General features: G+C 53.3%; 22 protein-coding genes. 11 read left to right on the top strand and 11 right to left on the bottom strand.

The window, feature by feature from the left end:
- Positions 1–194: 194 nt before the first annotated feature.
- Entirely contained in the window at positions 195–1,118 is a 924-nt protein-coding gene (gene nadC, locus Pla144_RS23195) for a carboxylating nicotinate-nucleotide diphosphorylase (RefSeq protein WP_146453089.1), read from the bottom strand.
- Between the two features lie 114 nt (positions 1,119–1,232).
- On the opposite strand from nadC, the gene Pla144_RS23190 reads away from it, so the two are divergent.
- Positions 1,233–1,661: a ComEA family DNA-binding protein gene (locus Pla144_RS23190; protein ID WP_197530961.1), complete on the top strand. Its 429-nt coding sequence runs from the start codon at positions 1,233–1,235 to the stop codon at positions 1,659–1,661.
- Here the strand turns inward: Pla144_RS23190 and Pla144_RS23185 are convergent.
- The 6 genes from Pla144_RS23185 to Pla144_RS23160 all read right to left on the bottom strand — a co-directional run bounded on the left by Pla144_RS23185 (position 1,651) and on the right by Pla144_RS23160 (position 8,433).
- On the bottom strand, positions 1,651–2,640 hold the full coding sequence (locus Pla144_RS23185) for a PfkB family carbohydrate kinase (RefSeq protein WP_231936526.1): 990 nt from the start codon (positions 2,638–2,640) through the stop codon (positions 1,651–1,653). The genes Pla144_RS23190 and Pla144_RS23185 overlap by 11 nt on opposite strands.
- A gap of 36 nt (positions 2,641–2,676) precedes the next feature.
- On the bottom strand, positions 2,677–4,446 hold the full coding sequence (locus tag Pla144_RS23180) for a DUF1559 domain-containing protein (RefSeq protein WP_146453087.1): 1,770 nt from the start codon (positions 4,444–4,446) through the stop codon (positions 2,677–2,679).
- A gap of 67 nt (positions 4,447–4,513) precedes the next feature.
- Positions 4,514–6,187 (bottom strand): glutamine--tRNA ligase/YqeY domain fusion protein, encoded by a 1,674-nt coding sequence (locus tag Pla144_RS23175; protein ID WP_146453086.1) that lies wholly within the window; start codon positions 6,185–6,187, stop codon positions 4,514–4,516.
- 124 nt (positions 6,188–6,311) lie between these two features.
- Positions 6,312–7,160, bottom strand: a complete 849-nt coding sequence (locus Pla144_RS23170; RefSeq protein ID WP_146453085.1) for a WecB/TagA/CpsF family glycosyltransferase — start codon at positions 7,158–7,160, stop codon at positions 6,312–6,314.
- Between the two features lie 77 nt (positions 7,161–7,237).
- On the bottom strand, positions 7,238–7,942 hold the full coding sequence (locus Pla144_RS23165) for a carboxylesterase family protein (RefSeq protein WP_146453084.1): 705 nt from the start codon (positions 7,940–7,942) through the stop codon (positions 7,238–7,240).
- Positions 7,943–8,046: 104 nt separating this feature from the next.
- Positions 8,047–8,433: a hypothetical protein gene (locus Pla144_RS23160; RefSeq protein ID WP_146453083.1), complete on the bottom strand. Its 387-nt coding sequence runs from the start codon at positions 8,431–8,433 to the stop codon at positions 8,047–8,049.
- A gap of 392 nt (positions 8,434–8,825) precedes the next feature.
- Between Pla144_RS23160 and epsC the strand changes: the two genes are divergently transcribed.
- Both epsC and Pla144_RS23150 read left to right on the top strand, forming a co-directional pair.
- On the top strand, positions 8,826–9,785 hold the full coding sequence (gene epsC, locus Pla144_RS23155; protein WP_146453082.1) for a serine O-acetyltransferase EpsC: 960 nt from the start codon (positions 8,826–8,828) through the stop codon (positions 9,783–9,785).
- 108 nt (positions 9,786–9,893) lie between these two features.
- Positions 9,894–11,654: an ABC transporter permease gene (locus Pla144_RS23150; RefSeq protein WP_146453081.1), complete on the top strand. Its 1,761-nt coding sequence runs from the start codon at positions 9,894–9,896 to the stop codon at positions 11,652–11,654.
- A gap of 31 nt (positions 11,655–11,685) precedes the next feature.
- Here Pla144_RS23150 and tatC read toward each other — a convergent pair whose 3' ends face one another.
- Positions 11,686–12,711 (bottom strand): twin-arginine translocase subunit TatC, encoded by a 1,026-nt coding sequence (gene tatC, locus Pla144_RS23145; RefSeq protein ID WP_146453080.1) that lies wholly within the window; start codon positions 12,709–12,711, stop codon positions 11,686–11,688.
- Between the two features lie 225 nt (positions 12,712–12,936).
- On the opposite strand from tatC, the gene Pla144_RS23140 reads away from it, so the two are divergent.
- From Pla144_RS23140 to Pla144_RS23125, 4 genes are all read left to right on the top strand, one after another.
- Positions 12,937–13,914: a type I phosphomannose isomerase catalytic subunit gene (locus tag Pla144_RS23140; RefSeq protein ID WP_146453079.1), complete on the top strand. Its 978-nt coding sequence runs from the start codon at positions 12,937–12,939 to the stop codon at positions 13,912–13,914.
- An 81-nt stretch (positions 13,915–13,995) separates the two neighbouring features.
- On the top strand, positions 13,996–14,271 hold the full coding sequence (locus Pla144_RS23135) for a hypothetical protein (RefSeq protein WP_146453078.1): 276 nt from the start codon (positions 13,996–13,998) through the stop codon (positions 14,269–14,271).
- A 156-nt stretch (positions 14,272–14,427) separates the two neighbouring features.
- The gene (locus Pla144_RS23130; RefSeq protein ID WP_146453077.1) at positions 14,428–15,552 is read left to right on the top strand and encodes a pseudouridine synthase; all 1,125 of its coding nucleotides are present in this window, start codon (positions 14,428–14,430) and stop codon (positions 15,550–15,552) included.
- Positions 15,549–16,448 carry a dihydroorotate dehydrogenase electron transfer subunit gene (locus tag Pla144_RS23125; protein WP_146453076.1) on the top strand — a complete coding sequence of 300 codons (900 nt, stop codon included), beginning with the start codon at positions 15,549–15,551 and terminating at the stop codon, positions 16,446–16,448. Before Pla144_RS23130 ends, Pla144_RS23125 begins: the two co-directional genes overlap by 4 nt.
- A 67-nt stretch (positions 16,449–16,515) precedes the next feature.
- Here Pla144_RS23125 and rpsT read toward each other — a convergent pair whose 3' ends face one another.
- Entirely contained in the window at positions 16,516–16,788 is a 273-nt protein-coding gene (gene rpsT, locus Pla144_RS23120) for a 30S ribosomal protein S20 (protein WP_146453075.1), read from the bottom strand.
- A 61-nt stretch (positions 16,789–16,849) separates the two neighbouring features.
- Positions 16,850–18,319, bottom strand: a complete 1,470-nt coding sequence (locus tag Pla144_RS23115; RefSeq protein WP_197530960.1) for a tetratricopeptide repeat protein — start codon at positions 18,317–18,319, stop codon at positions 16,850–16,852.
- A gap of 71 nt (positions 18,320–18,390) precedes the next feature.
- Between Pla144_RS23115 and cobA the strand changes: the two genes are divergently transcribed.
- From cobA to Pla144_RS23095, 4 genes are all read left to right on the top strand, one after another.
- Positions 18,391–19,938 carry a uroporphyrinogen-III C-methyltransferase gene (gene cobA / locus Pla144_RS23110; protein ID WP_146453073.1) on the top strand — a complete coding sequence of 516 codons (1,548 nt, stop codon included), beginning with the start codon at positions 18,391–18,393 and terminating at the stop codon, positions 19,936–19,938.
- Positions 19,939–20,182: 244 nt separating this feature from the next.
- Positions 20,183–20,422 (top strand): hypothetical protein, encoded by a 240-nt coding sequence (locus Pla144_RS23105; RefSeq protein WP_146453072.1) that lies wholly within the window; start codon positions 20,183–20,185, stop codon positions 20,420–20,422.
- Positions 20,423–20,437: 15 nt separating this feature from the next.
- Positions 20,438–20,626, top strand: a complete 189-nt coding sequence (locus tag Pla144_RS23100) for a hypothetical protein (RefSeq protein WP_146453071.1) — start codon at positions 20,438–20,440, stop codon at positions 20,624–20,626.
- A gap of 12 nt (positions 20,627–20,638) precedes the next feature.
- Positions 20,639–21,796 carry a S1 family peptidase gene (locus Pla144_RS23095; protein WP_146453070.1) on the top strand — a complete coding sequence of 386 codons (1,158 nt, stop codon included), beginning with the start codon at positions 20,639–20,641 and terminating at the stop codon, positions 21,794–21,796.
- 54 nt (positions 21,797–21,850) lie between these two features.
- Here the strand turns inward: Pla144_RS23095 and Pla144_RS23090 are convergent, their stop codons facing one another.
- A complete protein-coding gene (locus Pla144_RS23090) occupies positions 21,851–22,816 on the bottom strand; it encodes a calcium/sodium antiporter (RefSeq protein WP_146453069.1) in 966 nt (321 codons plus the stop codon).

Here is a 22,816-nt window from a genome sequence, read left to right as displayed (position 1 = left end):
GGAGCGGCATGCGCTGGAGCGAAGCCGGCTCTGACGCCGTCTGCCACCTCCGCGCCCTTTACCTCAGCCAACCCGGCGGCTGGGGCGACTACTGGAAAAATTACCCAACCTAGCTCCACTACCCACAATCATGATGCTCACACTGCGGAATTCATTTAGCAGGCCGTATTCCCCCACGAGGTGCCAGACTTCCTTTAAATTCGCCAATCCAAACCTATGTCGAGGGCACGGGCTGAATGGGTTAAGGCACCTGCACTGATTCTGTCTACTCCGGTTTCCGCGACTTCTCTTAGGCTCTCCAAGCGAATACCCCCAGAGGCTTCCAATTCAACTGCCGGGGCGTGCTCGTCACGCAATTTGACAGCTTCTCGCAGTTGGCTCGGATCCATATTGTCTAGGAGGATGATGTCCGGTTGAGTAGGCAGCACTGTGGCAAGCTGCTCAAGGTTGTCGACCTCAATTTCTATTATCAAATCTGATTGAGCTTTGTTACTTGGAGATTCGAGAAAACGTCTCGCGTCGAGAACTGCCTCACCAGCAGTTTCTGGTGAAGCAATTGCATTGCCAGAACGCTGGGCCAAGTGGTTGTCTTTGATTAATATTGCGTCAAACAGACCCATGCGGTGATTGAATCCACCTCCACAGTGGACTGCGTATTTCTCCAAGCGTCGCCACCCGGGGGTAGTCTTGCGAGTGTCATAAATTCGTGCCGATGTGCCTGACACCTCCTGGACATAGCGGCTTGTAAGCGTGGCGATACCCATCAGTCGGCCAAGCAGATTGAGAATCGTTCGTTCCAAGGTGAGCAAGTCTCTCACGTTACCACTTAGCTTCGCCAAGGTCGTTCCCGCCGTGAATTGTTGCCCGTCGTCTACAAAGAAATCGGCTTCGAGTGCAGCTTCCGCCTCTGCGATGACTAGAGGAATGGTCACCAACCCTGCAGCGACTCCCGATTCGCGGGCAACAATGTTGGCAGTTCCCTGCTGGTTTGCACCTACCAGGGCGTTGGTGGTCCAGTCTTCCTCGCCATTCAAGTCTTCGGCTAGTGCTAGACGCACAATCGCCAGGCAATCTTGTTGAAGTTGGCTGTCCCACACGATTTGATGGACTTCTGGCACGGCAAGGTTCTCGAAGGATTGGGCACCGTGATATACTGTGGTGCGGTGACAATGACTACACAGTCGAATATCCCCTTTTCCAGGTTCGACATGCAACCCAGGGAAAATAAAACTTTGCCTGATTCGCCACCTCGACCGTGGATCAGGCCCCGCGACCAGACGAGCCTGCTCGCCTTGGTGACAAGCCTACTGGTAATGATGGCGAGCTACTGGCTCTATCACGGTGGGCACGAGGGAAAACTGATCGACATTGATCGGGCTGATCCGTTAGAGGCCAGATTCCTGGTGGACATAAACAGGGCCGATTGGCCTGAGATGATTCAACTACCAGGCCTGGGCGAGACCATGGCGCGGCGAATCATCAGTGATCGTCAACAGCGAGGTCCTTTCCACAGTGTCGAGCAACTGGACCGTGTGAATGGGATTGGGCCGCGAACGATGGAACGGCTGCGACCCTATTTAATGCCAATACCAGTAGATACAGATTGGGCCACGAGCGACCTCCAACTGAATGACAACGAGAGCCCAGCTATCAGAAACTGAGCATCTTGCGATACTCGGCCATGCGGTTTTCGATGTCATCGCGGGTGATCTGCTGCATACGCTCGAGGCCAAATCCTTCGACGTTGAAGCTCGCCACGAGGATGCCGTAAGCCATGGCCATCTTGAGCGTTTCGGGTTCAAAGTTGTCGCACTCGGCCAGATAGCCCATCATGCCGCCGGCAAAACTGTCGCCGGCACCAGTGGGATCGACTACATTGGCCGTCGGAAAGGCGGGAAGTACGTAGGTTTCGTAGTCGCTAAAAAACATCGCCCCATGTTCGCCCTTCTTAATGATGACGAACTTGGGACCCATTTCCTTCACCCGATGGCCGGCGGTGACCAGGTTCTCGGTCTCGGCAATCAGCTTGGCCTCGCTATCGTTGAGTACCAATCCATCGAGTTGCGTGAGCAATTGGTCGAGATCATTGCGTGTGGTCTTGATCCACAGGTCCATCGTGTCAGCCACTGCCAATCGCCGCCCCGGTACTTGGGATAGCACCTTCATCTGCACAGCAGGTACGCCATTGGCCAGGAAGACATACTTTGCTCGGCGATAATTCTCCGGCAGAACAGGATTGAACTCACCGAAGACATTGAGCTGCACATCGAGTGTATCGCGGTCGTTCATGTTGTCATGATAGCGACCGGTCCAGGTAAAAGTCTTTCCTCCAGGAACATGCTGCAAACCTGAGGTATCAATTCCCCTCTCGTCCAGCACAGCAGTATGCTCCCCCGGCCAGTCTTCGCCGACGACCCCAACCAAGCGTACACTGGTAAAAAAGCTCGCAGCGTATGAGAAATGAGTTGCCGACCCGCCAAGCAGGTTGTCTCTTCGCTCGGTGGGAGTTTCGACGTTATCAATAGCGACAGATCCGACAACAACTAGGGGCATAGTATTCGGGTGGCTGGTGGTGAGTGAGGTGCTGGAAGTCCGCCGCGGCGGACCATTGGAATTAACCGAACCGGAGATTATGCCCACTCACGTTGCTTGATGACAACCCCCAACGCAGTGCCATTAGGGATTCTGGACAACTTCCCCTCCCGCAATCGTCAGCAGTGCCTTGAACAACTCAGGATCTATGCTCTCGCTGATCGCCCGAACCGACCCATCGCAATACGCTGCCAGAAAGATACCAGGGTGCATCGAGCCGCTGAGTCCCGAGAGGTTGTTTTTGGGGTCCAATTCCCAATCATCGGGTCTGGTCCATGTGGTAGCACGTTGGTCGTTCACTTGGAGTACTATGAGGGAATTCGAAGTACCATCACTAAACTCGCGAAGTTTTCGTCCTTCTTTCTCGCCACTAAAAGCCATCCCCTTCCCCTTCACTCCGAGATAATTCGTGCGACCCTCTTGTGGGGCGAATTTAGAACTAGGCTCGGCGAAGCTGGCTGGCATTTTGGAGATGAGTTGCTTGTTGTGCTCACTGTCCCAAGGTTCATCGAGATGAAACTGGTCATAGAGCTTCTGCTCTTCCAGGAATGGCAGGATATGCACTCGCCAGCTCAACAAAGGTTTACCGTTGGTGCCGAAGCTTGCTTGAGAGGGGAATTGCCCGTGGACAGATTCGTAGTTGAGTAGTGCCAACATAATCTGCTTCAGGTTGTTCATCGAAGAACTCCGCTTCGCCGCTTCACGAGCCGCCTGAACCGCGGGTAGCAGTAGCGCCACCAGAATCCCCGAAACAGCCGTCATGGTGAGCATCCCCATCTGGCCCTGCTCGCCAGTTTGGCGAAAGATGATAAGCTTTGCCCCCTCACGCTGTGGTGCCAGAGCCGCGGACATTTCGTTCATCATTCGTTCCTGATAGCGTCCCATGGCTTGCTGCACGGGATCACTATTCTGTTTCAGCTGAGCAATTTCTGCGGCAGTTTGGGAACGGATCATGTCGAAGGACTTTTCTACAAGCCCCGATAATTCTTCCGCGTCCTGGTCATTGTTCGATTCGATAACAAGCTCATTCGTCCCCGCATGAGACAGATTCATGCGCAACTCAATCGTCTTCACCAGATCAGGCACCACATTAAAATGTTGGAATTGAGGCGGGATCGGATTCTGCATTAGCAACCCATTGATCAGAGGCCGTAGCGGCACAACATCGATGGCCACATAGACATCGTCGCTGGCCGCTGCCAGCAAGCGTTCATGTAAGGAGCTTTCCGAGGGCCTGTACTTGCTCGTGAGGAACTTTTGAAGCGTCACCTCCGGCGTAGCCAGTAGCACCGTGTCGGCTGGAAAATATAGGCTCGGCATCAATGGATGTTGACTCTGAAGATGAGGCCGAGTTGCCTGCTCATTAGCTGTGGTATGTTCCGTGAGTTGAGGATGCAGTTTACCAACGACCGGCGTAATAAAACTTCCCATCACGGCATAGTTGGGCGGACCCGCTGCGGGTGGCTCGATCGACAACAGCAGCCGATCCAGTTGCAACGGATCAAGCCCTGTTTGTTGGAGCGAAGCCGCCTGGACGACTTCAATCGGCATCATCTTTGCGAAGGGTGAGGCAAGAATTGCCTGTGGGCGTAGAGAAACCACCAGACAAGCTTGTGGCAAAAGGTAGTTCACGTCCAGAGGAGTGTCGACGATATCAGGTACCGGCACAAAAGCCGGGTCGGCGAGCAAAGTGGTGTCGTATTCAGCTTCTGGAGCCTTATCATCCTGGCCTTTTAGCTCTATAGCATCTGGAGCAACTTGCTGTGCAAGCAAGTGGGAGGAGGGTGTAATGAGCATCAGCCCAGTGAGAAACCAGCACAAGATGCGGGTGTGTATTTGGTTCGGATGAAACATCTTTGTCTCCCAACGTATGAGTTGTTCTAATCAAAAAAGCACAGTGCAAATGCAAGTATTCCATCAGTCAGTTCTTCACTTTCGTCCAACTATCGCGGAGTGTCGCGGTTCGGTTGAAGACTGGCTTATTGGGTGTGGAATCTACGGGGTCCACAAAAAAGTATCCTAATCGCTCGAATTGAATATGGGTTCCCGGTATTGCATCAACTAATGAGGGTTCAAGATGCGCAGTAATCGATTGCAGTGAATTGGGATTGAGATTATCGATAAACGTCTTTCCCTCTGGAACGTCCTCGGGATTCTCGACAGCACACAAATGGTCGTACAATCGCACTTCGGCACTCAGCGCTCGCGCTGCAGAGACCCAATGAATAGTCCCTTTGACTTTGCGTGCGTGATCGGGATCGAAAGTACAGCGGAGTTCTGTCACATTCCCCGCAGCGTCCTTGACCACTTCGTCGCATTTGATGATGCCTGCGCAGCGCAGTCTCACTTCGCCCCCCGGGCGCAAGCGAAAAAATTTCTTGGGAGCGTCCTCCATAAAGTCATCTGCTTCGATTAAGATCTCCCGAGTTAGAGGCAGGGTCCGCATGCCTGCTTCTGGATTCTGGGGGTGATTGGGAGCCTCGATATCAATCGTCTGGCCCGGTTCGAGATTCGTCAGGACTATTTTAAGTGGATTAAGCACCGCTAACGCACGAAATGCCTTTTCGTTGAGATCTTCGCGGACAGCGTCTTCCAGCCAAGCCATGTCGATTGTGCTATTGAATTTTGCGACCCCGATTCTCTCACAAAAAGCTTGAATTGATTCAGTAGTGTAACCGCGGCGGCGGAGTCCTCGGATCGTTGGCATGCGAGGGTCATCCCATCCTGAAACGTGCTTTTCTGTTACCAGTTGCAACAGTTTCCGTTTGCTCATCACAGTATAAGTCAGATTGAGCCGCGCGAACTCGATCTGACGAGGGTGGTGAATCCCCAACGCTTCGCAAAACCAGTCATACAAGGGTCGATGATTCTCAAATTCCAGAGTGCAGATTGAATAGGTGATCCCTTCGATCGAGTCACTTTGACCATGCGTATAATCGTACGAAGGATAAATGCACCAAGTGTCTCCCGTACGATGGTGATGTGCGTGTTTGATACGGTACATCACCGGATCGCGGAGGTTGATGTTCGGTGCAGCCATGTCGATTTTTGCTCTCAGGGTCCGCGACCCATCGGGAAACTCACCGGCTTTCATTTTTGCAAACAGTTCGAGATTCTCATCGACCCTACGATCACGGTCGGGACTGTTCTTGCCCGGCTTGACGAGAGTACCCCGATATTCGCGCATCTCGTCGGCTGTCAGATCACAGACAAAGGCCTTGCCAGCCTTGATGAGTTTCACAGCCCAGTCGTGAAGTTGTTCGAAATAATCCGAGGCAAAGAACAGACGGTCTTCCCAATTCGCGCCAAGCCAGCGTACGTCGTCCATGATGGAATCGACATATTCCTGTTCTTCTCTGGTGGGGTTGGTGTCGTCGAACCGCAGATTGAACTTGCCGCCGTACTGCTGGGCCAGACCATAATTCAAGCAAATGCTCTTGGCATGGCCAATGTGCAGATAGCCATTGGGTTCGGGGGGAAACCTCGTGTGGATCTGGTCGACATTTTTGGCGGCAGCCAGGTCGGCATCAATGATTTGCTCGATAAAGTTTCGCGAGGCGGGTTTTTCTTCGCCGGAGGGCGGGTCGGAAGTCATGGTGATTCCTGCAGTTACTATTGGCGTTCTATTTGACTACCCAGTGTAACCAATCTCTGCCTAGTTCCGGTAGACGACTCTTGATTGGATGCTTAGGTGGCATCGGGATAATGCCCGCCCGCACCTAGGACTGAACCTTGCTTGCAGGAAGTTCGTGCAATTCGTATTTCTTCAGACCCGACAACTGCATCGCAATACGTGCCAAGAAAAGCGGATTGTTCGTCAGGTACCTCCGCCACAAGCGGCGCGGTTCCTTTGCCAGCCGATAGCCCCACTCCATCCCGGCACGCTGAATCCAGCGAGGTGCCTGGGGTACCAAGCCGGCATGAAAATCAAACGCAGCCCCCACGCCGAACATTACCAGTGGTGCGGGCAACTTAAGCGGTCCGGTAGACTCTGCACCATAGCGTGACAAGAGATCGGCCATGAAACGTTCTTGTTTCGGCGTGCTCAGCCCCACCCACAAGCAGTCAGGCCGCAGTCGATTGAGTTCGGCAACGAATTCGAATTCTTCTTCAGTTGTGAGTGGTCGAAACGGCGGAGTCTGAATGCCGACAATTTCGGCGTTCGGGAATCGCGTAAGCAGTTTCCCGCGTAAGATTTCCGCTACACCCTCTCCGCCGCCCATGAGGTAGTGCTTCAGCCCTTTAGGGTGATCTGCAGTCTTCTGGCCAGCGGCGAAAATTCGCAGCATAAGATCCGGGCCATAGACGCGATCCATCTCAGCAGGCCCCAACCCTTGCAAGCGACCTAACCATGTGAGTGGCATCCCGTCAGGTGTCGATAGGAGTGATGCGTTGTGAATCCTCTTGAGCTCAGGATCTCGCTGGCATTCGCTGATGCCATGTACCCCGGTAACAGTGACGTAGCCCTGCCGCCCCGCAGCGATTGCTTCGTTGATCGCGTCAATGGCCGTGTCGAGCGTCAGCACGCTGATACCCACCCCCAGGACGTTAATTCGCCGGTCGTTCATTGAGCCAAGGTCAAAAGATTTCGAGCGATTGAATACCGATCCTTTCTATAATAGTCCACGGCGGCAAGAATCTTACTTCAATCTTCTTTCTTTTGACTCAATAACCATTCGTAGAACGCGGGATTGTTGTAGGTTTCGGTCCAACTGTCATGGTTGGCGTCGGAGTAGACGGTAAATCTCGCGTCGCTCCCAAGATTGTAAAGCGCGTTGATCATGTCTGCCGTGTTTTTTAGCGGCACTACGGAATCTTTGGCCCCATGGAAAGCCCAGATTGGGAGTTCCTTCAGATTATCCGCTTGCAAGGGATCGCCGCCCCCGCAGATCGGGGCAATTGCAGCAAACAATTCGGGACGTTGGGCGGCCAGGTTCCAGGTGCCATACCCTCCTAAGCTCAGTCCTGTCAAATAAACGCGTTTTCGATCAACGGGCAGTTCCTCCAGAAGGTGATCTACCAATGCAGAGAGCATGTCGATGTCCCAGTTCTTTCCGATGGGAGTCTGCGGAGCAACAATCAACACAGGCAACTGAAGTTCCTTTGCCTTCTTGAAGGGCCCGTGTACTTTAACGAGTTTCAAGTCGTCGCCACTTTCGCCTCTGCCGTGTAAGAAAATGATCAGTGGATACTCTTGTTGAGCCTCGAAATCGTCGGGCTTGGTCACTAGGTAGGGAATGCTGTTTTGTTTGTCGCCTCCTTTGCTAAAGGTCTCGGCGGATTCTTCACCGCGCACTATGCCGACGGCAAATGCTGTCAGTACAAACAATGCTCCTAGAATGCTATTCATCAGGTTCTCCAATGTAGAGGGAATTGGTAGAACTATAGAATAATGCATTGTGGGCGAGGTGCGACAGTCCTCTGGACCGATAACTTCTCCCCGACCTTTCCAGTTCAGATCACATTGGAAAGCGTTGAGTTCAGCATCGACAGGCCCATGTACAAACCCGTAAAAACCAGGCCTTGGCACGTGGTGATCACCAATGCTGAAAGCGGGCTCGTGCGCACCATTACCGCAACTATGGATATAGTCAACGCCACGGGTGCCAGGAGGTTGGTACCCAGGCCGGGATCCACTACGGAGGTGTTGACCCAAAACCGGAGCAGAATATTGGCGACGACGACTAGAAGCGTGCAGAGCAAGCACTGCCAGAAGTTAGGTGTCTCGACCGCAGCGAAGGCGCAAGCGATTTGCAAAGTCCAGGCAGCAAAGATTAAGGCTGCGGGGACGAATAAGCACAGCACCAGCGTGGGATCTAGCCCAGAAAAGAATTGTGTCATCTCTTGATTCTCCGCTACGAGTAGTAGTTTTCCCGCCGTGGAGTCCTATTAAAATGTACTTCAACAAATCTAACTGGGTGCCTGAAAACCTCTCAAATAGTCTTTTGTTGACAGTCTACTCCCTCTTACCAAATGTTCTGGATACGGTAAAATAGCTAAACTCGGCACATTCGGTGTGCCGACAGAACCTAGGATGGCCGGTCTGTGTCACACACATTAGGGACAGGAATCTCACATGTCTGCAAACTTCAATAACTCCGGCCGCATTTCTTGGCTTGACTGTACCGGCCCGGCCTAGGCCGGATCCTCTCGACCCAAGTGCCGGCCCCTTCTTGGCCAGCAATCTTCGACCCTCTCGCAACCACATTCCCACTGGGGGGAAGAGCAATATCATGGCCTCTGATTTTCGCCTTAAGGAACAACTTCCCGATATCACCGATCGCATCGTGCAGACCTACGATGCCCTTGGCAAGATAAACCATCTCGATCACTGCCCCTTACCCAGCTACGAAGAAATCGTCACCGCAACGCATGAGCTAACCGAGATACTGCTTCCTGGTTACCGTCGTCGTACAGGGTTGCATCGAGGTAACATATCCTATTACGTGGGTGACCTAATTGACCGCTTGCATGACCGACTCACTGCACAGATTGGTCGCGCATTGCGGCACGATGCCGGTGCCACAAGCGATTGCCACTGTGATAGTGATTTTGAAGCACTGGGCCAGGCAAAGACCTTGCAGTTTCTCGATCAGCTTCCAGATTTGCGGAGAGTCTTAGCTACTGACGTTCAAGCTGCCTTCGATGGTGATCCCGCTTGCAAGAACGTCGATGAAGTGATTTTTTGCTACCCAGGTTTCGAAGCGATTACTGTTTTCCGTTTGGCTCACATTCTTCATCAACTTCAGATTCCATTCATCCCGCGAATGATGACCGAGTGGGCCCATTGCCGCACAGGGATTGATATTCATCCCGGTGCCACGATTGGCGAATACTTTTTTATCGACCACGGTACTGGAGTCGTGGTAGGCGAGACTTGTGAGATCGGCGAGCATGTGAAGATCTATCAAGGCGTGACTCTTGGTGCATTGAGCTTTCCCACAGACGGTGAGGGCCAATTGGTCCGTGGGCAAAAACGGCATCCGACGATTGAAGACCGGGTGGTGATCTACGCCAATGCTACGGTGCTTGGAGGTCGAACGGTGCTCGGCCATGACGCAGTGATCGGCTCCAACGTATGGATCACCTCAAGCGTCGCACCCCACACCACGGTGGTGCTGGAAAAGCCTAAGTTGAAGATGCGGAGCGAAATACCCGACGAGCTTAGACCAGAGACCCAGTATCAGATCTGAACGGGGAAGGGGGAAATTGAGGAATGCAGGAATTTGGGAATGGGGGAATATGAAGAATTCTGTTAGAGTTCGTTGATTCCGCAATTCCTGCTTTCCCTAATTTCGCAAATGCTTCCCGGCCCCATCTTTCGAGTCGAACTGGTTACCGTCGCCCGGCGGCGCAGATATTTTGTGTTGCGGGTTATCTACGCGGCACTGATTCTCTTAGTTTTGTGGACAACGTACTCCAGCACAAGTTATTTGCGTTTCGGCACGGGAAGCAACTCAATTCGCAATTCGGCCAGGCAGGCCGCCGGTTTCTTTTACAGTTTTAGTTGGCTCCAGTTGCTAGCAATTCTTGCCGTGGGCCCAGCAATGGCAGTAGGAACGATTGCTACCGAGCGCGAGCGGAGAACCATCGAGTACCTCTTTGCAACAGACCTCTCCAACGCTGAGATCATTCTCGGCAAGACCTTCGCCCGACTCACTCTGTTAGGGCAATTTGTTCTGGTCGGCCTGCCTATTTTGTTCCTGTTTCGCATTATGGGAGGCATTCCAGCTCAGGCCCTTACCGCCAGTTTTCTAATCACCGCAAGTACGGCTGTAATGCTTACCGCACTGAGCATCTGCGTATCGGTCTGGTCTCCGCGAGCCAGAGACGGCACCGTGCGGATATATCTCTTGTTGATTGTGCTCTTCTTGCTACCGGCCATCTTGTATGGCTTTCACCAGGCGAATGTGATCCCGGACTACGCTTGGGACTCCGGGCTGTCATCTTTTGCGGAGTTTCTCATTTCTATCAATCCCTTCGCGATCTTGACGAGAGCAATGGGAAACACCTCCGCCGTTGGCATCGGTCTCGACATGGGACTCGTAATGAGTTCCGTCGGTGCTCAGATGCTCGTTTCGGTGTTTGCTCTCGGATTGGCGACCTTTGCCGTGCGGCGGGTCCACCTCTCTGAGACCACCCGATCTGCTGTCGGCAATTCGAGGCTTCGTAATCTTCGCTTGCCCAAGTTTCGCAGGCCCCTCGGTAAACGACCAGTTCTCTGGAAAGAGATGTTTTCTGAAACCTCGACAACCAAATTTGGCTACGTCGGATGGATAGCCCTGATGATTCTCTTGATGTCAATTCTTGTGATGACCATTCTGGTATTTGTGAATGCATTTGATGATTCCCGGTATCGTTCCCATCCGACGGATGATTATCTCGAGTACCTCGTTGGTTTGACGGGAGCCATGGGAAGCGTCATCTTGTTGCTCTTGGCCGCCAGGGCAGCGGGACTAATCGCTCAAGAAAAAGAGCGAGACTGCTGGACCTCGCTGCTCTCCACGCCGCTTAGCGGAGGGGAAATTATCGATGGCAAACAATGGGGCAATCTCTACAGCAGTCGTTGGCTTATCTTGGTGCTAGTCTTCGCTTGGCTGTTAGAACTTCTGTTCATGCCAGATTTTATCTGGGCATTACTAGTAAGCGGACTTACGTTTGCTGTGTTGGCCTTCTATACGACAAATTTGGGGTTGTTCTTTTCTCTCCGCTCTGCGACCACCATGCGGGCGATGGGGCTTACCCTGGCGACAATTATTTTCTGCGGTGGCGGCTATTTGTTCTGTTGCTGTGTGGTGTTTGCTGGAGGTGGTGGCTCAAATGAGATGGTAATCTTTATGGCCCCATGCATCCCGATGCTCTTGGCATTACCCACGGTCCTTTATGAAGATTTTTTCGGTGGCTCACTTTGGGATGAAGGACTACCGATAGCCTATTGCATTGGCATAATAGGTTATCTTGCCGCAGGGATAGGTTTGAATTTGCACATGAAGTCATTCTTCGACGACTATGCGGGCAGGACTGATTCTGCAAAAAGACGGGAACACAATATCACTGCTTGAGAAGGAGGCTCAATACTCTCGCTCTCGCCTCTCAGCTCTTCGGCAGATATTTACACAGCAAAATCCCGCCAAAATACAGAAACACCAGCGGCACACCCATCAGGATCATGCTTCCCGGGTCAGCCGGAGTGAGAAACATCGATAACACAGCGATCACTACCACCGCCATCCGCCATTTGTCCAAATAGTCTTTGATCGTAAAGATGCCGACGCGTTCTAGCATCAACATCACTAGTGGCAACTGGAAGCTGATGCCGAAACCAAGTGGCAAGATCAATACAAAACTCATCCACTCGCTGATCCGCGGTGTGGGATTGATCCCCATCTGAGCATTGAACCAAAACAAGAAGTCCAGCACATAGTCAAAGACTGCGAAAAACGCCAGGGCCGCTCCAGCAAAGAACAAGCCCAGACTCATCGGCAGATAGAGGTAAACTAGATTGCGTTCTTTTTTGTAAAGTCCTGCCGCGACGAACTGCCAGAGGAAATAGAAAATAAACGGACTTGCCAGCATCGCTCCCACTACCAGCGAAGCCTTCATGTACACCATGAATCCTTCCTGGCTACCAGTACTTATAGCTTGTGTCCGTGGGTCATCTTCCAGAGGCCGGTAGAGCCGCAACTTAAGCATCTCATCGCGATGTATGGCAAAGTCCACATCTTTTTCCCCCGGAACCTTGATCCCCAGAGAATTCAATATTTTAGATAATTCGTGCGGATCGATATACCAGTCTTCGGGCATCAACCCTTCATTGGCGATTTCAGTAGCGGCAGCTGCGGGGTCATCAGGTACGGGCTCGCCAGTGGAGTTCTGCTGCTCAAACCATTTCAGTTGCGTTTCTTTTGCTTGGCCACGATAGTAGTTCTCGAGCGCATCGACCAAAGGAATCTGCACAAAATCGACCACCTGCCAGCCGATCATCAACCCGAATGCCGTACCCACCAACCAGGCCGCAATCGATTTGAACAGCGCCGCACGGAGCTCTTCAAGATGCTCGGAGAACGACATTTTCGTTCTTTCAAGCTGTTGTTCGTCATCCTCGGTCGTCTTGGCCATGCGGGGCTACAGCTTCCTATCGTCGGTGCCGGGTGGCGGGGTTTGAGTCGATTTGGGTGGGTTTATATAAGAATACAACAGGAAGTGATACGAGGCAGATTCGACCTAAGTCTTATCATAGCAAGGGATTTAGAGAACAACAACGGACCCAGTGAGCCATTGCTCTCGCAGCTTCTATCGCGAAGATAGGGTTTTACTCACCACCTATTCGACCAAACAAATTCCATGACTTCCATCTGTAACTACCCGCTACGATTTGAACCCCTATTCCGTCAATACCTATGGGGTGGACGCCGACTGGCTACCATGCTCAACAAACAGCTTGGTCAAGGAGATGACTACGCAGAAAGTTGGGAGATCGTCGACCATGGAGAGGATCAAAGTGTTGTCGCCTACGGTCCAACCAGGGGGCTCACGCTGCATAAATTGGTTGCCAATCATCCTGAAGAACTGTTCGGACATCATGCGAACCAAACCCAATTTCCACTTCTATTCAAATTCCTCGATTGCAATCGAACTCTCTCGGTGCAAGTCCATCCGAACGACCAGCAAGCTGCCTTGCTGGATCCTCCCGATCTTGGCAAGACCGAGGCGTGGGTCGTGTTGGCGGCAGAGCCGGGTAGCAAGATCTATGCGGGGCTCAAGTCGGGAGTCACGCGCGAAGATCTGGGCTCGGCCATTGAGGCCGGAAAATGCGCCGAATGTCTGCACGAGTTTGAGCCCCAAACTGGCGACTGTGTGTTTATCCGAGCAGGCACTGTGCATGCCTTGGGGGCGGGACTGGTGATAGCCGAGATCCAGCAAGCAAGCGATACAACGTTCCGGCTGTTTGATTGGAACCGCGTTGATGCGCAAGGTAACCCTCGCCAATTACACATCGAACAATCGCTTGCCGTGACGGACTACGACCGCGGACCCGTTGCACCTCAACAGCCAGCCTCTACTGATGTTCCATGCAGAGATCGGCTCGTCCATTGCGACAAATTCATCCTCGATCGCTGTACGATTACCCAGCCAACTCGATTTGGAGGCGATCAGCAATTTCACCTCTTAGTTCCACTTAAAGGTGCTATCACGCTGGCAGGCGATGCTAGCGAAAAGCCGCTTTCCCTAGGAGATACGTGTTTGCTCCCAGCTGCTGCCGGCGATGTGGAGGCCTGTCCAGAGGGTGAGGCCGTTGTGCTGGATATCTATTTGCCTTGATTCAAGCCGCACTTTCCCGGTGGCGAACCAGTTCCTACAATCCTGCCCACGTCTTATCTCCTTCCCTCCGTGTGGTGCGCAGTGAATCGAATTCTGTACTTAGCCGCAGGTGTTGGCTTGCTGTTCACAGTGGCGAGTGGTTGTTCGCCTACGATCCGCATGCCTCGGCTCTTGCATCCTGGTACTGCTGCCTATCAGCGCTACGAAGCCGAACAGTTTGATCCCTACCCTCAAAACGATATGGGACCAGCAATTGTTGGTGGTCGACCTATCGACTACCAGGTTCCTATCTCGCCCGTCCGTCGTGCCCGTCAGCCGATGCCCGTCGGCCCCTGGCGAATGGGATCTCGTTATTAATCCCGAGCCAGGCCGCCACGCAGTCCGGGACCCGGTATGCGTGGCCTACCGGCTAAGGAGTACTGCCCCTGGGTCTTGAGGGACTCTTCAGCTAAGATAGGTGTAGGTGGCCAATTGTGAGTCGCCTTTGTCCTTCGACGAACTGGCTCTCCGATCATGCCTCCCCGCAAAGCTAAGAAACCTTCCTCCAGGCCAGGTCGTTCGATTGCAGGTGGCAAGTCCACTGGCAAGAAAACCAGTAGCAAGAAACCCAGTGGAAACCATTCCGGCCAGGCTCGCCCCAACAAACCAGTCAAGCGCCGGCGACCCGCTGCACCCCAGCCAGCTTCTCAACTCCCAGGCGAACGACTCCAAAAAGTACTAGCCGCCGCTGGCATTGCCAGTCGCCGAGAAGCGGAGGCGTTAATTCTGGAAGGACGTGTCGAGGTCGATGGCCAAATGGTCACTGAACTTGGAACACGTGTCGATCGACGACAACAAGAAATTTTTGTGGATGGTGAGCCACTGCCGCGACCCAAGTTGGTGTACTTCGCCGTGAACAAACCGGAAGGAGTTGTTTGCACTGCCCGAGATCCATCGGGCCGCCCACGCATTGCTGATCTGCTGCCTCCTGACATAGGTAGGGTTTTCAATGTTGGTCGGCTCGACATGAGCAGTGAAGGACTAATTCTGATGACCAATGATGGCGAGCTTGCCAATCAACTCACGCATCCTCGGCATGGGGTGCACAAAATCTACGATGTGCAAGTTGCCGGAGAACCAGGTCCTGAGGCATTGGCCACCCTCCGCAAGGGTATGCATTTGGCCGAGGGGTTTGCCCGCCCGGTGGATGTGCGTGTGAAGAACCGCAAAAAGAAAAGCACGATATTGGAGATGGTGCTAGACGAAGGCCGCAATCGTGAGGTCCGCCGACTCCTGGCCCGCGTAGGGCACAAGGTACAGCGGCTTACGCGAATTGCCGTCGGGCCAGTCCGTTTGGGCGAAATGCCTCGTGGAGCATATCGGCAGCTCACCCACGAGGAGGTCCGTAAACTCAAAACTGCTGCGAACGAAGGCTCAAGCGAAAAAAAGACCGATCCGACTCCTGAGCCAACAGAGAAACCTGTGACCGCTCAGCAAGTCGCTCAACAGCGGAAACGCAAGGCTGCCATGAGCAAATCCGCAGCCTCCAAATCAAAACCAGCAGGCCAATCGGCAAGAAAAGGATCCAGTTCTCGATCCCCGGCCGGCAAGAAAACTTCAATTAAGAAATTAGGTCCTCCCAAGCGAGGTCGTCGGTGAGTGACGCGCAGGGAAGTTCCGTACAAAGCCCTCTTGCAGCCGCACACTATGCGGATTCCGCAAATCAATATCGAGTAGTGGTTACAGAAAATGAACGCCTGGCACGGGACACATACCGGGTACGGTTCGCATGCCCTGAGTTGGCCGCCACGATAGTTCCCGGTCAATTCTTGATGCTAAAGTTGGCGAAGACTGACGATCCTCTATTGGGTCGTCCCTTTGCTCTCTATGACACGGTGCTGGACACGGCCGGCAACCCACACGCGATCGATGTAGTTTACTTGGTGGTCGGCAAGCTGACAGCCCGCCTGGCAGCCTCGCGATCCGGCGACGCGATCGATGTTTGGGGTCCGCTGGGTAACGGTTTCTCGTCACAGCCGGTGGAGCACTTAATAATGGTTGCAGGCGGCATTGGCCAGACGCCTTTTCTCGCTCTTGGTCGAGAGTTTCTCGGACGTCGGCAATACGGCGTACCTCCCCGCGTGATCCAACCTGCCAAGAAAGTCACGCTCTGCTACGGTGTTCGTTCGCTAGACCTATTGTCAGGAGTCGAGGATTTCAAAGGATGTGGGATCGATTTGCAGATTGCCAGTGACGACGGCTCTGTCGGACACCATGGTTTGGTGACCGAGGTGGTCGAAAAGGTCTTGACCGAGAATTCCGCAGCGGTGTGTCGCATCGCGTGCTGCGGACCTGAAAAAATGATGGAAGCCGTGGCGGGAATCGCGCGTGCCCACTCAGTCCCCTGCGAAGTGTCACTAGAAACACCGATGGCTTGTGGCATCGGCATCTGTTTTAGCTGCGTAGTAAAGACTTACCAGCCCGACGGCGACTGGGATTACAAGCGAACCTGCGTAGAAGGCCCCGTTTTCGATTGCGAAAAGATCGCATGGTAAACGAAACCTGTAACTGGAGAGTAGAGTCAGCAGTGGGTTTCTTGACTCTAGCCCCCTTAAAACTCAGTTATTTTGCCGTCTTGAGCTTCTTAATTGCTGCCGAAAGACGGGACTTGAGACGCGCGGCTTGATTATCGTGAATGACTTTCTTCGCAGCAGCCTGATCAAGCAGTTTTACGGCGAGCACGTATTCAGTTTCGCTTGTGGCGACATCGCCAGCCTGGATGGCGGTGCGGACCTTGCGGATCTGGCCGCGAAGGGCAGATTTGACCGAACGATTGCGGAGGCGGCGATCCTTGCTTTGACGCAGACGTTTCTTAGCACTGACGGAATTTGGCATTATTGTTCGTTGTTTAACCAGGATTAAGGAATAAGGATCGACCACCCTCGGCCAATCCGAATCACCCACTATTACGCAATTTATTGATCTTGTCCAGTCGGTCAGACACGTCTCGATAGGCAAAATCCAGGCTCGCCAGCTCAGTCAAATGCTTCTCGGCCCGGTCCAGCTCCCGCATCCCCGTAGCCAATACCCCTGCCCTGTAGAGAGCCAACCGCCGAATTTCCGAATCCGGCTCATCGCACGCTTCGAGGGCCTGTTCGTAGCTTCCCAGAGCCAATTTGTACTGCTCGATCTTCTGAAAACATTCGCCAAGTTCTAGCAAAACCTGCATTCGGCGCTGGGGATCGCTGCGGGCCGCCTGGAGGAGCGGGATCGCTTCTTTTGTTTTGCCAGCCCGCTTGAGCCGCAACGCTAACTCGTACTTGAGCCGCATGTTATGCGGGTCGCGGTCTGCTTTGGCAGCGTAGGTTTCAAGTTCAATCTGATTAGCCTGGGCCCTGATGCGCGCCGCCAATTCCAGGTTCTCGTCAGTCGGATCGTCCTCACTGCGTTTCTCGGCAATCGCCTGTCGCTGCCGCGAACGCCGCATGAGGACGTCTTCCAATCGCTCGCGGACCATCAAATCCCCCCCCCCTGAGATCTGCATTGCTTGTTCGAGCAGCTTCTCAGCTTCGTCATAACGTTGTTCCCGAATCTGGAGATCTGCCAAGTTGAGGTACCCTTGCAGTTCAGTGGGGTCCTTGGCGATCTCCTTTCGAAACCGTTCTTCTGGAGGAAGCTGTGGTTCATCGGCTGTCTCTTCTACGCCCCCTTTGTTCGAGCCACGAGAATAACTTGCCACTGAAGAGTGTGAGCCGCCGTCCGCCGAATTGCCTTGGCGAAGCAATTCAGGGTCGTAACCACCTTCATGGATTGTTTTTTCAACAGAGAGTCGTGAAATTGCCTTCAGGGCTTCTTCATCATGAGGCTTGGCTTGCTCGACACGATGCCAACAGGCGATCGCTTGATCAAACTGGCCCATCCTCTGGAGTGTAAGCGCTGCTTGGCGATTTACGCTGATATCTTTGGGATTGGTGTCGAGAGCCCACCGCAGAAAAGAGAGTTGACTCTCGTCGATTCCCAGTTCATCGCACGCATGAGCCATCGCCAGTAGAGTGGGAATGTCCCAAGGATTGATCGCCAGTGCTGTGCAGCCCGCTTGCAGAGCCTCGGCCCACTTCCCTTTGGTGGCGGCTTTGCTGAGAGTCGAGCGAGGGCTCTTGATCTTTAGGCCGGCCATGCGAGCGCCTGATTTATTGTTGCCATACTTTTTCTGCAAATTGGCAAAAAAACTCTGCAAGTAGACAACATTGCCCGGATCTTCGACCACGCATTGGGTGAAAAGCTGCGTTGCATAGTCATAATCGTTCTTTTCGGCACACCGCTGCCCATGCTCGAAAACCTTCTGCAGTCGCTGCCGAGAGGCAGGGCTCAGAGGCATCATTCCATGCAGCGACTTAGCTGCTGCGGCTTGTTGTTCAGGTTCCATGGGCATTATTCTATCATGTTGCTTTACGCTATCCACTCTAACCCCGCTGCAATTCCCTAGGTGCCGGACTTATGAGAAAAGAACCTGGCAAAGTGTACCTCGTGGGCGCAGGCCCCGGTGACCCATCGCTGATTACATTGCGGGGATTTCGCTTGCTCGAGTGCGCGGACGTGGTATTTTACGATTATCTCGTCGATCCGGTGGTACTCAACCACGCGGGTTTGCTAAGGGAAGAATCACGGAAACGAGAACTCATATGCCTTGGTCGACACGGCGAAGGACGTATTCTGACGCAAGAAGAGATCAATCAGCAAATCGTTGCTGCGGCAAGTGCGGGAAAAGTAGTGGTTCGCCTCAAAGGGGGGGACCCGGCGATTTTTGGTCGCACAGCCGAGGAGATTTCAGCGATTGAATCTGCTGGACTCCACTACGAAGTAATTCCCGGTGTGACGTCCGGACTCGCTGCCAGCAGTTATTCAGGAATCCCACTCACTCATCGCGATGTTGCTTCGTGTGTCGCCCTGATCACTGGGCAAGAGAGCGATGCCAAAACAAGTGAAGCACTCGATCTGGCAAGTCTCGCCAAGTTCCCAGGCACCCTGGTGTATTACATGGGTGTGACAACGGCTCGTGATTGGTCGGCGGAGTTAATCTCCCACGGCAAGTCTGCAGAAACACCCGTGGCAATCGTGCGTCACTGCACATTCGCTGACCAGCAGGTATTAAAAACGACGCTTAGCGAACTCGGTGAATTCTTGAGTAGTCATAGACTTCGCCCCCCTGCGATCATCATCGTGGGGAATGTGGTGGCTTCCGCCACCAGTAGTCCTTGGTTCTCGGTGGCTCAGCAGCAATTGACTCGTCCACTTTTTGGAAAAACTGTGTTGATAACCAGACCAGAACATCAGTCCAACGACCTCGCCTCGAAATTCCATGAATTGGGAGCCATCTCACTTTGCCAGCCAGCGATCCACATAGCACCTCCCCAGGATTGGGAATCGATCGATAGAGCGATAGCTGAACTTGCATCCTTTAATTGGCTTGTGTTCTCCAGTGCCAACGGGGTGAAGTATTTTCTAGATCGCCTAATCGCATCTGGCCGTGACCTTCGGCAATTGGCTAGTTGTCAAATTGCAGCAATTGGCCCGGCCACAACTGCTGCCCTCCAGCAATATCATCTGCAGGCCGACTTGCAACCAGAAGAGTATCGAGCCGAAGCCCTTGCCGCGAAACTCGCTCCCTTATCGGCAGGCAAACATATTCTCCTCTTGAGGGCCAGCCGAGGTCGCGAAGTGCTGGCCGATACGCTCACCGCTGCTGGAACAAAGGTCTCTCAGGTGGTCGTTTACCAGAGTGAGGATGTCAAAGAACCATCCAGGCTCGTTTTGGAAAACCTGCGTGCCGGAAAGATCGACTGGATCACCGTCACCAGCTCGGCCATTGCTCGCTCGCTGGTACAGATGTTTGGCGAGGACCTGCGCAAGTCCCGACTCGCCGCTATTAGTCCCTTGACCGCTGAGGTACTAAGTGAAGCGGGGTTTCCCGCCACGGCAGTTGCCAGTGAGTACACAACTCAGGGATTGCTCGATGCAATTGTAAACCGTTTTCATTCTCCCTAGCCGGACCGCCATGCGGTCCGGGATCTTTGTGGCAGAATCCCGGCGGGCGTGGCCTACCGGTTAAACCTTGTCGATATTTCCACTTATTCAGCAGGTAGCCTTCCTTCTAATTAGCGAATGCCTGCGGCGTAACGTCAGACGTTTGCAGTAATGGGTACCAACGTCCGATGTATGCACCAGGGACACAGTGTTTCGCAAGGAGCGAAACCTCTGAGGCTAATTTATCACAGCAGGGAACGAGAGCATGCAACATGAAGGAAACCCCAAGGTACGGGCCACGATCTACTTGCCGCTCGACGTGTTGAACGAGGCACGCGATGCGGCAGTACATCTGGCCGGCTACCCGGCACGATTGACATTGACCCAACTGGCAGAAAACGCCCTACGGGCGGAGTTGCGGAGGCTCAAAGCTCTCTACAACGAAGGCCAGGATTTTCCCCGACGCGACGAAGAGCTTCGGGGTGGTCGACCGATCGCGGCCTGAGGAGGGGAACTAGCTATGAATGAACTGCCACTGGTTATGCTTAGTCCCAGACTACGGGAAGACGCGACGATTTCATCCTCTGCCAAGTTGACGGGCTACCTCAAACCAAACGAGGAAGCCACACAGCTACGCAAACGGTTACTCCAAATGATCCTCAACAATGAACAAAATCGTCGTACACCACCTCCAGCTTCCAATATTTGACTGACCCCTTTGATGATTAATTTGCTAAGCGAGTACTGGAGACACGGTGCCCGCTATCGAATTACGATAGCGGGCACCATCCTTTGTGCGCTTGTCGCAATCCCCTTGCAGGCGAGGGCCGATTTCTCGTCGGCCAACTTTGGGCGCATCTGGCAAGAAGAGATCGGGTCAAAAATACCCCAATCTCAGCAATCCATATCGAATCAAACACCGCTCGGCACACTCCCCTACCCTTCCACTATTCCAACGAACTCCGCTCAACCTCATCCCGCAGTAGTGCGAGTGGTTGTACCTGAGGGAGAAGCTACTTCCTTCGGCAGCGGAACGCTAGTCGATGTCCGCGAGAAGTTTGGGCTGGTGATTACTAACTGGCATGTGGTCAGAGATGCAAAGGGCCCCATCGAAGTAATATTTCCCAACGGCTTGACCTCCAAAGCCCGTGCGCTCAAGGTCGATCCCGATTGGGATTTGGCAGCCTTGGTGATCTGGCATCCCCAGGTTAAGCCAGTAAAGATCGCTGCCTCTGCACCGCAGCCTGGCGACCTTTTGACGATATGCGGGTACGGCCCCGGCATCTACCGTTCTGCCACCGGCCGCTGCACACAGTATTACTCCCCCCAAGCCAACATGCCCCAGCAGATGGTCGAACTCGATGTCGAAGCGAGGCAAGGGGACTCAGGTGGACCCATCTTTAATGATCGAGGTGAACTGGCAGGTGTCTTGTTCGGCGCCGGTCAGGGAACCACTCTTGGAAGTTTTGGCGGGCGTGTCGAGTCATTTCTGGCGACGTTGGCGCCAAATATTGGCGGGCAATCGGATGAAGCACTTGTGCAGGCTCGAACTCAAAACACGAATCCTGATTCCAAGGTAGCGACAACACAGACTACTGAATCAACCTTGGCATCTTCCGAAGACGACTGGCAATCAAGCAGTGCTCAGTTAGCTGAATTGCGCTCTGAGCAGCAACAGGATTCTCAGCAACTCACGCCACCGGAGTTTACCGAGTTGGATGAAGAGACACATGCTTGCCCAGATGTCACAGACCCAGACTTCCCTGCGAACGATCCCTACGTCGCAACCGAGCAGCCCTTGTTCGAGCAAGTAAAAACCGCTTTGGCAGCGATAGGAATCGTGGCTCTCGCCGTCATGGTCCTCAAGGCCGCGGGTTGAGTAGTCTAGCCGCTGACATACCTGTCAGCAACTCACTCCGTTGGATCACATTGCTTACTGAATCAGTAATCTACTGATATAGAAGCAATAGACTCCCAAGAGCAGTAGCCCTTCGGCCCGGATGATTTGACGACCAGACCAGAGAAGCGGGAACAAGAGGACTGTTATCCCTAGCATCCACCAAGCGTCGGTTGAGACCAACTGCGGATCGACCGGAAGCGGTGCGGCCAATGAACTGAAACCCAAGACGCCCAAAATATTAAAAAGATTCGAGCCGATGACATTTCCCACGGCTACGTCGCTTCTTCCACGGACACTAGAAATCACAGAAGCCACTACCTCAGGAAGACCTGTGCCGGCGGAGACGATGGTCAAACCGATAACCCGCTCGGACCAGCCCAAAAGACGGGCGAGTTGCACTGCTCCGTTGACTGTCACATTGGCGCCGATTCCCAAGAAGGCAACACCTGCTGTCAACAGAGCAAGGCAAATCCAAACGCGGGGCCGCTCAGCTACAGGGGTCAACTCGGTAACTTCCGCTTTTAATTTCGCTGCTTCTTCCGACGAAACTTGCCGTCTCACCAGGCGAACTAGATAGGCTGTGAAGCCGACATAGAAGGTAATGAATAACAAACCATCTAGGCGACTGATTTTGCCGTCATGTTCAAGGACGACTCCCAAAAACGTAACGAGCAAGAGAACGGGATACTCCAGCCGGATCGTATTGCCTATGATTGCAATCGGACGAAACAAGGCACACAGACCCAGGATGACTGTGATATTGAAAATGTTCGAGCCGATAACGTTCGCTACTGCAATCTCTGAGCTGCCTTGGTAAGAAGCCATCGCGCTGACAGCCAACTCAGGAACCGAAGTCCCCGCCGCGACGACCGTCAATCCTATAACAGCTGGTGTAAGCTTCAACAGAGTCGCCAATCCTACAGCCCCGCGCAGCATCGTTTCGCCTCCCAATACAAGGAGCAAGACACCCAGCAATATGAGTCCACAAGGTATAAGCAT

Origin of the sequence: Bythopirellula polymerisocia, from assembly GCF_007860015.1 — a bacterium.
Taxonomy (GTDB): Bacteria; Planctomycetota; Planctomycetia; order Pirellulales; family Lacipirellulaceae; genus Bythopirellula; species Bythopirellula polymerisocia.
Note: the sequence above shows the minus strand (reverse complement) of the source record. Positions and strands in the feature narration are given on the sequence as shown.

Bases quoted from the DNA above. Each gene is read 5' to 3' on its own strand.
- cobA (WP_146453073.1), top strand. From the start codon at position 18,391: ATGAGAAAAGAACCTGGCAAAGTGTACCTCGTGGGCGCAGGCCCCGGT.
- Pla144_RS23150 (WP_146453081.1), top strand. From the start codon at position 9,894: ATGCTTCCCGGCCCCATCTTTCGAGTCGAACTGGTTACCGTCGCCCGG.
- Pla144_RS23160 (WP_146453083.1), bottom strand. From the start codon at position 8,433: ATGACACAATTCTTTTCTGGGCTAGATCCCACGCTGGTGCTGTGCTTA.
- Pla144_RS23130 (WP_146453077.1), top strand. From the start codon at position 14,428: ATGCCTCCCCGCAAAGCTAAGAAACCTTCCTCCAGGCCAGGTCGTTCG.
- Pla144_RS23165 (WP_146453084.1), bottom strand. From the start codon at position 7,942: ATGAATAGCATTCTAGGAGCATTGTTTGTACTGACAGCATTTGCCGTC.
- Pla144_RS23095 (WP_146453070.1), top strand. From the start codon at position 20,639: ATGATTAATTTGCTAAGCGAGTACTGGAGACACGGTGCCCGCTATCGA.
- rpsT (WP_146453075.1), bottom strand. From the start codon at position 16,788: ATGCCAAATTCCGTCAGTGCTAAGAAACGTCTGCGTCAAAGCAAGGAT.
- Pla144_RS23100 (WP_146453071.1), top strand. From the start codon at position 20,438: ATGAATGAACTGCCACTGGTTATGCTTAGTCCCAGACTACGGGAAGAC.
- Pla144_RS23180 (WP_146453087.1), bottom strand. From the start codon at position 4,446: ATGTTTCATCCGAACCAAATACACACCCGCATCTTGTGCTGGTTTCTC.
- Pla144_RS23115 (WP_197530960.1), bottom strand. From the start codon at position 18,319: ATGGAACCTGAACAACAAGCCGCAGCAGCTAAGTCGCTGCATGGAATG.
- Pla144_RS23170 (WP_146453085.1), bottom strand. From the start codon at position 7,160: ATGAACGACCGGCGAATTAACGTCCTGGGGGTGGGTATCAGCGTGCTG.
- Pla144_RS23105 (WP_146453072.1), top strand. From the start codon at position 20,183: ATGCAACATGAAGGAAACCCCAAGGTACGGGCCACGATCTACTTGCCG.
- epsC (WP_146453082.1), top strand. From the start codon at position 8,826: ATGGCCTCTGATTTTCGCCTTAAGGAACAACTTCCCGATATCACCGAT.
- tatC (WP_146453080.1), bottom strand. From the start codon at position 12,711: ATGGCCAAGACGACCGAGGATGACGAACAACAGCTTGAAAGAACGAAA.
- Pla144_RS23090 (WP_146453069.1), bottom strand. From the start codon at position 22,816: ATGCTTATACCTTGTGGACTCATATTGCTGGGTGTCTTGCTCCTTGTA.
- Pla144_RS23140 (WP_146453079.1), top strand. From the start codon at position 12,937: ATGACTTCCATCTGTAACTACCCGCTACGATTTGAACCCCTATTCCGT.
- Pla144_RS23175 (WP_146453086.1), bottom strand. From the start codon at position 6,187: ATGACTTCCGACCCGCCCTCCGGCGAAGAAAAACCCGCCTCGCGAAAC.